General features: G+C 56.9%; 8 protein-coding genes. 4 read left to right on the forward strand and 4 right to left on the reverse strand.

Features of this window, described 5'->3' with window-relative positions; all coding sequences use genetic code 11:
- Nucleotides 1-80: 80 nt before the first annotated feature.
- Nucleotides 81-806 (reverse strand): transglycosylase SLT domain-containing protein, encoded by a 726-nt coding sequence (locus WBC85_RS10555; RefSeq protein ID WP_424436454.1) that lies wholly within the window; start codon nucleotides 804-806, stop codon nucleotides 81-83.
- 172 nt (nucleotides 807-978) lie between these two features.
- Between WBC85_RS10555 and WBC85_RS10560 the strand changes: the two genes are divergently transcribed.
- On the forward strand, nucleotides 979-2,253 hold the full coding sequence (locus tag WBC85_RS10560; protein ID WP_424436456.1) for a hypothetical protein: 1,275 nt from the start codon (nucleotides 979-981) through the stop codon (nucleotides 2,251-2,253).
- Nucleotides 2,254-2,289: 36 nt separating this feature from the next.
- Here the strand turns inward: WBC85_RS10560 and WBC85_RS10565 are convergent, their stop codons facing one another.
- Nucleotides 2,290-3,498, reverse strand: coding sequence for a LytS/YhcK type 5TM receptor domain-containing protein (locus WBC85_RS10565; protein WP_424436459.1), 1,209 nt, complete (start codon nucleotides 3,496-3,498; stop codon nucleotides 2,290-2,292).
- A 189-nt stretch (nucleotides 3,499-3,687) separates the two neighbouring features.
- Between WBC85_RS10565 and gatB the strand changes: the two genes are divergently transcribed.
- Nucleotides 3,688-5,199, forward strand: coding sequence for an Asp-tRNA(Asn)/Glu-tRNA(Gln) amidotransferase subunit GatB (gatB, locus tag WBC85_RS10570; protein ID WP_424436463.1), 1,512 nt, complete (start codon nucleotides 3,688-3,690; stop codon nucleotides 5,197-5,199).
- 18 nt (nucleotides 5,200-5,217) lie between these two features.
- Here gatB and WBC85_RS10575 read toward each other — a convergent pair whose 3' ends face one another.
- Complete coding sequence (locus WBC85_RS10575) at nucleotides 5,218-6,381, reverse strand: iron-containing alcohol dehydrogenase (protein ID WP_424436466.1); 1,164 nt, start codon at nucleotides 6,379-6,381, stop codon at nucleotides 5,218-5,220.
- A gap of 120 nt (nucleotides 6,382-6,501) precedes the next feature.
- Between WBC85_RS10575 and WBC85_RS10580 the strand changes: the two genes are divergently transcribed.
- Nucleotides 6,502-6,981: a thioesterase family protein gene (locus WBC85_RS10580; RefSeq protein ID WP_424436469.1), complete on the forward strand. Its 480-nt coding sequence runs from the start codon at nucleotides 6,502-6,504 to the stop codon at nucleotides 6,979-6,981.
- A 3-nt stretch (nucleotides 6,982-6,984) separates the two neighbouring features.
- Here WBC85_RS10580 and WBC85_RS10585 read toward each other — a convergent pair whose 3' ends face one another.
- Nucleotides 6,985-7,164 (reverse strand): hypothetical protein, encoded by a 180-nt coding sequence (locus WBC85_RS10585; protein WP_424436472.1) that lies wholly within the window; start codon nucleotides 7,162-7,164, stop codon nucleotides 6,985-6,987.
- 134 nt (nucleotides 7,165-7,298) lie between these two features.
- Between WBC85_RS10585 and WBC85_RS10590 the strand changes: the two genes are divergently transcribed.
- A partial coding sequence (locus tag WBC85_RS10590; RefSeq protein ID WP_424436475.1) for a hypothetical protein occupies nucleotides 7,299-8,365 on the forward strand: 1,067 nt, incomplete at its 3' end.

Raw genomic sequence — 8,365 nt, forward strand, 5'->3', positions numbered from 1 at the left:
CGCTGCGGCAGAGATCGAAACAGCGTTAACCGCGCATGGCATCCCCTTCGAGCGGCACCACTTCACGCTATTATCATGACCTATGGGCGCGCACGCGGGCGGACCGAAGCAAGCGTGCGACAATAGCTTTGCTTGCGCGTCCAGGCGGCTATGTCCTTGCGTTTGGAGCTGACCCGCATCGGCCCCCAGTCCGCCGCCACACCGCGCCAGCGTTTGTCCTTGCTGGCCATAACTTTATCGCGGGGCATCACAACCGCCAATATCCGCACCGCGCAGCTTAGATTGGACGGGCCATGTTTCAGCCCCTCGCGGCTTGGCGCTGTGCATTTATAGCCGCGTGCAGTTGCGGGCAGGATTTGCAGCAAGCCATACCACCGCCCGCCGCCGCCAACGGCCGTCTGCTTGTAAGTGCTTTCATGCTTCGCCAAGGCAGACATAAAGCCGGCCCAAAAGGCCGCTCGCCCGTCCTCGTCTGCCTCAGCATAGGCCGGGCACCATGCGTCGATGTCGCGTGGAACTGTTTGTAAAATCGGCTTGCCATGCGACTTTAGCGCGGAAACCGCAGCACGGGTCCAGACGCGCCCGGCCGGGCGATGATCCCAACGCGCCACCGGAACGTCATCTGACTCCCTGCGCTTTGGGCGGATAACCCGCTCGGGAGCCAGCGTCGCTGGCGCACTTGTTGGCGAAGCCGCGCCATCATTCGGGCGCAATACTGGGCGCTTGGCAATATCTGCATGCAGCGCGGCCATAGGCGCGCTGAACATCAAAACGACAGCAAAGAACGTAATAGTTGCGCTTTTCATCAAATGAGCCTGCCCGTTATGCCCCGCCAAAGGCAAGCAAATAGCGGTCATGATTTGCGTTTTCAGGATTTGGAAACAATCTGTTCTCGCCTATCGCGCGCCACGATTGCGCCCGAATGCGCCAGCATACACATCCTCAACGCATCAATGAGTTGACTGAAAGTTGTCGCACATGTCTTTTATTACGACCCTTAAAACCCGCCTGACCGGCCCCCAAACGTCCAAGCGCTCGAACGGGTCCGCTGCGTCACGCGCGGCACCAGCCAAACTCGAACATCCGAATCTGGACGAGCTTTTGGTGATTCCGGTCTCGAAAGAACCTCATGAGGAACGCCTGCGCAGCTACTATTTTAACAAAGGCCAGTTTCTATCCCGTCAGGAACGCTGGGAAGATCTGACGCAAATCGTTATTGATGAAGACAAACACCGCAATGCCTCTGGCGGTGGTATGCCTGTGGCCGAACTCTTGTGTCAGGGCGCGCGCTCTGATGTGGTCGCGCTGGCCGAGCATTTGTTGATCGACGGCGCGCCAGAGGAAAACCGCCCCCTGAGTGAAGCGATTTCGGCGCTTGAAAATATCCTTGGCGAACACTCTGACAACCATGTGATTGCAACCATCGTTGCCATGGCACATCTCGACATTGCATGGGCATGGCGTGGAACCAGCTCAATCCGGGACACACCTGCGCGAAATCTGGAAGCCTTTGATCTGCATTGTACCCGCGCGCGTCAAGTGCTCGATCCGTTCTGCGGTATTGAACTCGATAGCCCGCTTGTGACCTCGGCGCGTTGTGCTTTGCTGGTTGGCAATCCCAAAGCTATGGACCGCGTCGCAGATGACTATGAAGACCTGATTGACCTTGCCCCGACCCAACAACGCCACATCCGTGCGCTTGGCCATCACATGTTGCCGCAGTGGTTTGGCGACTATCAAAAACTGGAACTGGAAGCGCGCCGCACGGCCGCGCGCACCCAAGATATCTGGGGTGCAGGCGCTTATACTTGGGCCTTCTTCGATGCGCTTCTGGTCGATCCGAAATGCGCTAACACGCTAGACATGCCCTTCTTTCTTGAAGGCATCCGTGACATTCTGGAACGCTCCGAAGATCAACATAACGCCAATTTATTTGCCTCCTACACCGCCGTGTCCATCCCGAAGGTCGCGCATCTTTGCGATGATGACATGCAAGCGCGTTCAGCGCTTGAGCAAATCCAGAAGGCCGCGCAATGGATCATGTCAGAACATCTGCACGAATTGCACCCATTGGTGTGGGGCCATGCGATGGAAGGCTTTGACAATCAAGCGCGGATCGCTTCGATAGACGCCCTGTTCAAACAAGGCCGCGAGAAAGCCAATCAGGTATTCATGGGCGTTTTTGGCGAGCAAATGCGCAAAGGCAACGCGCTGATTTTCACGCCGCAAGGGCTCTACGTCCAGCAGGCCTGAAAGGCCCTTGGGGTTAAGGCCCCAAGGCCCCCGCTATCAACGTGATCCCGGCCCCATTAGCAGCGCCGCCTTGCCAAACAAAGCACTCGTTGAATGTTTGGCTGGCTCGCTTACTGACGTTTTCGGTGTTTTAGGTTCGGACAAGATCAACCCATCAATGAGTTCCTTCTCAAGGCCACATCGTCGCAAGGCCCGCTTTCTGCTACGCTTTGAGGGCAGTCGATGCAGCGCCCCTTCAACGCTTTGGCCAATGGCCCAGGGTACAACCTGTGTTTCGACCGCGACCTGATTGGGTTGTTGATTGAGGAAAATAAACGGTTCTGCGTGAACAAGGCGCTCGATATCTTGTTGGATACGACCTGCACCCAGCAACTGATCCACCGATAGGGGGATCACCAATCGCGATAACCCCAACGAGCAAACGACATCCGCATTTTCTATTGCGCCCTGGATCCGCACACGGACCAGCCCAAGCAATTTTGCTTGCCATTGCACAGGGACCAAGGCCCGAAGAAATGCATGATGTTTGATTTCAATCACCAATAACGCCGCGGGCGGTGACATTGCGCCAGACCCGACACGCAACGCAACTTCGCGCTCGAAAACCGGGCCGGTCAAAGCGCCTGTGTCAGGGTCCAACGCAACAGACGCTTTCAAACGCAAGTGTTGGAACTGGTTACGCTTTTCAGCATCAAGCAAGAGGGCCACGATTGGTATAGCAAAGAGGTTGAGCAGAAAAATCGGGAACACCGCATTTGATATGAACCAGGTTTTAGCGGGTTCAGGTAGGACCACTAAAGCACTTAAATGCAACGAGCCAACAAGCGCCAGCCCGAGCATTTGCCAAATGCTTCGCCCACGAATGTGGCGCGTCAATCGGGCCCAAAACAGGCCCGCGCATAGCGCAATACTCATCGCGAGCATGCCTGAATACATCCCGATCCCACCGATTTGATATCGCGTTGCAATCCCAATCGAGAGGCAAAGCAAACCTGCCCGCCACCCCAGAAACGCGCCGCATAGGACCAATGGAATGTTGCGCAGATCGATAATCAAACCGGCGATCGGTTCAATCGGCATGTGCATCTGCATCCATGCCACTGCACCAAAGGCAGCGCCAAGGCACATTTGCGCCTTTTGATCGGACAAAAATGACCCTCGCAAGTGCCCATAGGCAATTGTAAGCGCGCTCAGCACAGCAAGCGCACTTGTTAAATCTAACCACATCGTTGTTGAATAAAGCATGCTCGTCCCTTGTTTGGGGTTTTCCTAACACCCCAATTCTTAATGTCGCTCTAAGGGATCAAATTTTGTACGCTTTTCATAAACACCCAAGCACCTGGTGGCTTTGTGAAAGCGCTCTACACCCTCTTGCCCCCTTGCCGCCTGTGTCTTAGAACGCCCCCAACGCCCTGATTTCATGGACACTGACACATGCTTGATCTGACCTACGACGCCCCGAAAGTGAAAACCATTGCGGGAGCAAAGCACGATTGGGAACTTGTCATCGGCATGGAGGTCCATGCGCAGGTCCAGTCCAAATCCAAATTGTTCTCCGGTGCTTCCACAAAATTCGGCGCAGAGCCCAATTCCAACGTGGCCTTCGTTGACGCCGCAATGCCCGGAATGTTGCCTGTTATCAACGCCTTCTGCGTCGAGCAAGCGGTGCGCACGGGCCTTGGTCTGAAGGCTGAAATCAACCTGTTTTCCGCCTTTGATCGCAAGAACTATTTCTACCCCGACCTGCCCCAAGGCTACCAGATCAGCCAGCTGTACCACCCGATCGTTGGCGAAGGTGAAATCATCGTCGACATGGAACCGGGCATCGCGCGGCGCGTGCGGATCGAACGTATCCACCTTGAGCAGGATGCAGGTAAATCCATTCACGACATGGACCCCAACATGTCCTTCGTCGATTTGAACCGCACAGGCGTTGCCCTGATGGAAATCGTTTCACGTCCTGATATTCGCGGCCCCGAAGAAGCCGCTGCATTTGTCGTAAAACTGCGCCAAATCCTGCGCTACCTCGGCACTTGCGATGGCAACATGCAAAGCGGCTCGATGCGCGCGGATGTAAACGTGTCGATCTGTCTGCCGGGCGCATATGAAAAATTCATTGAAACAGGTGATTTTTCCCACCTCGGTACGCGCTGCGAAATCAAGAACATGAACTCCATGCGCTTCATTCAGCAAGCGATCGAGGTCGAAGCAAAACGCCAGATTGCAATCGTAGAAGCGGGCGGCAAGGTCGATCAGGAAACCCGCCTTTACGATCCGGACAAGGGCGAAACCCGTTCGATGCGCTCTAAAGAAGAGGCGCATGACTATCGTTATTTCCCCGACCCTGACCTGCTTCCTCTAGAGATCGAGCAGGCTTGGGTCGATGAGATCGCAGCCTCCCTTCCCGAACTTCCCGATGAGAAAAAAGCGCGTTTTGTCAAAGACTTCGGCCTGTCAGAGTATGACGCTTCGGTCCTGACCGCAGACGTGGATTCCGCGTCCTATTTTGAAGCAGTCGCGGACGGGCGCGATGGCAAGCTTGCTGCAAACTGGGTCATCAACGAACTCTTCGGCCGCCTCAAAGCGGATGAGAAAGACATCACATCCAGCCCGATCAGCCCTGCGCAACTAGGCGGCGTGATTGATTTGATAAAGGCCGACACGATCTCCGGGAAGATCGCCAAAGAGCTGTTCGAAATCGTCTACACCGAGGGCGGCGATCCGGCAGACATCGTCGAAGCGCGCGGCATGAAACAGGTGACGGACACCGGTGCCATTGAAGCCGCAGTCGATCAGATCATTGCCGACAACCCAGCCCAAGTGACCAAAGCCAAAGAGAACCCGAAACTCGCAGGTTGGTTCGTTGGTCAGGTGATGAAAGCGACAGGCGGCAAGGCCAATCCGAAAGCGGTGAATGAATTGGTTGCGAAGAAGCTCGCGGAGTAATCCCTGCCTCGCAGGCTTTCACCACATCGCTTTATAAAGCCCGACAATTTCCTGTGCGCTTGGCACCCGCGGGTTGTTCTGAGGTGACCCTGAGGCGAGCGCCTGCTCTGCCATCAACGTCAGTTTCGCGTCATTCGCGGCATGTCCCAACGCGCTTGGTGTCGGCACGCTAAGATCATCGTTCAACCGGCGCAATTGCTCGACCAATTGCCCGCAGGCGCGTGCGTCAGGCGTGGTGTCATCCGCCCAGCCCATCACCCGTGCGCAGGTGGCATAGCGCGCCTCGGCTCCGCCAATAGAAAACGCGGTCACCGCAGGCAAAAGCATCGCGTTCGACAGCCCGTGCGCCACATGGAAATGCGCGCCAATCGGGCGACTCATCCCATGTACCAAAGCCACGGACGCGTTGGAAAACGCCATGCCCGCCTGGCTAGCCGCCAACATCAATGCTTCACGCGCAGGGCCGTTTTCAGGCTCGGCGCAGGCCGTGCGCACATGGCGCGCAATCGCGGGCATCGCGGCCAAAGCAAAGCTATCCGTATAGGCAAAGGCCTTGCGACTGACATAGGCTTCCATTGCGTGGGTCAGACTATCAATCGCCGTATCCGCCGTGATGCGCGCGGGTTTGGTCACCGTAAAGGTCCAGTCAATCAAGGCAACCGTCGCAACGCAGGCAAGCCCCGACAGATTATACTTCTCGGTCTTTTCGGTGTCGGTAATCACACACCACCGCGTCAATTCTGACCCTGTCCCGCCCGTCGTCGGAATCGCGATCACTGGCGGTCCACATGTATCGATCTGCCTCGGCGCTTTGTAATCGCGCACATGGCCGGGGTTCACGCTCATAAAACTGATCGCCTTGGCCGTATCCATGGGTGAGCCGCCGCCAAAACCAATCACACAATCATAAGGCGCAGCGCGAAAGGCGCGCAGCCCCTCTTCAAGACAGGTATCCGTCGGGTCCTCAACGACCCCGTCAAACACGCCCCACTGCAAGCCAGCCGCATCCAGAACATCGGTAATCACCGCGACATGACCCAGCGCAACAAGGCCGCGATCCGTAACGATCAAAGGGCGCGCCAGGCCAAGCTGCGCCATGACCTCAGCGACCTCACGTGCAACGCCGCCGCCGATCCGAATGACCCTTGGGCTTTGCACCCGACCTATTACACCGTCACTCATCGCCGACCCCGCTTGTTTTAGGCACCCTAGCTGCGCGAGGTGCGCAGTGTCTACGCCCGACCTTGTCCTTTTGCGCGCCGCGACATAGCGTCAGAAAACCGCACCGAACGAAAGCCGCATATGACCCAGCCTGCACTGCACCGCTCATCCTTGCTGACCGTTGAACCCGAATGGATCGACTACAACGGCCACCTCAACATGGCCTATTACAACGTCCTTTTCGATCGCGGCGCGGATGAGTTGTTCGCTGAATTCGGCTTTGGCCCGGATTATGCCAAACGCACAGGCCACTCGACCTTCTCCGCCGAATTCCACGTCTGCTACCTGCGCGAAGTCCATGAGGGCGATCAGGTCTATGTCACCTCGCAACTGCTCGATTTCGACGAAAAGCGCTTCCATTTCTTTCAGCACTTACACCATGAAAGCGGCTGGCTTTCCGCAACTGGTGAAGGCATGGGTCTGCACATCGACCTATCCGGCCCACGCGTCGCCCCGATGCCGCAAGAGGCCTACGCGAACATGGAAAAGCTGCACGCAGAGCACAGCAAACTGCCCCACCCCGAGCGTGCAGGCCGCAGCATTGGCATCAAACGCGGTTAACCCTTAATGCCGCTGCGCAGACAGCGCCAGATAACACCCAAGCATCACATAGTTCGCTAACTCCTTATCAAACATTCCGGCGCACAGCCCGCCATAGGCCATCGCCAACCCTGCATAGACCACGCGGTGACACCACAAGCCTTGCACAACATCGGTTACTATTTTCATAAGACGCTTCAACATTCTCATATTCCTTTAAGTTGAGCGTCTGGCCAAACGCGGTTAACACTTAGGAATATGCGCGCTCAGCCCCTTGATTTCGTTGCGCTAAAGATGTGCCGTCCAAGTTGGGCGTTGTTGTGAGGAGTTGTGGAAAGTTGTTGGACCCTATCGCCCTTGGCGCATTGATCCGTGCCAAACGCGGCCAAGCATCGATCACCCAAGAGACCCTCGCGCTGGATGTCTTTGGCGATTCGACCCGCAAGGGCGACATCAGCCGCATCGAGAACGGCAAGACCACCCCGCAAGAGGCGACGATCCAGAAACTCTGCGCCGCGCTCAGTATCTCCGACGCTGAAATGCTGCCCATCCGCACCGCACGCCGCGCTGACGAACAACTCGCCAATATCCCCACGCTCAGCCGTGAAGAATTGCAAAACCTCGCTGCACGGTTCGAGCTGGACACCGCCTTCACCGCCGATGACACGGAACTGCGCCGCCAGCTCACCTTCAAAGCCGACGAATACCGCGCGCTCAAATCAGAGGTCGATCAGATCGACGCTGGCCTCAAACGCCTCTCCAACCTCAAAGCCGCCGCACAAGATGCAATCGAGCGCGTTGATCTGGACGAAGTCGAAGAACTCCTCTCCCGCGTACAAGAGGTGGAACTGGAGGAAGCCGCCAAAACCGCCGAACTGCGCGCATCCAACGCCCTTCTGCGCGGCAAGACCGAACAAGCCTTCGCCCTCCTCAGCGCCGCGGCTGATAGTTTTGCGGCTGTTGATCCGATGGAACCTGTGAAGCGGCGCTTAAAATATGAAGATTTTCTATATCGGCATGGTCATCGCCACGGCAGCGACGGCATGGCCCTTTCCGAACGCATGATCCGCGATGCACTATCTAATATTGATGAAGCCGATGAGCCTATTATCTGGGCAAGAGCACAGAACAACCTCGCCAACGCTCTCGCTAACCAAGGCACACGCACCAACGGCGAGGCTGGCGCAGAACTGCTGGCAGAGGCAATCGCCGCCTACCGCGCCGCGCTGCGTATCCGCACTGAGGCAGAGCATCCCGTCAATTGGGCAACGACCCAGAACAACCTCGGCAACACTCTCGCTAACCAAGGCACACGCACCAGCGGCGAGGCTGGCGCAGAACTGCTGGCAGAGGCAATCGCAGCCTTCCGCGCCGCGCTGCGCATATTTACAGAGGCAGAGCATCC

Source organism: Planktotalea sp., from assembly GCF_049680325.1.
In the GTDB taxonomy this organism is placed as follows: Bacteria; Pseudomonadota; Alphaproteobacteria; order Rhodobacterales; family Rhodobacteraceae; genus Planktotalea.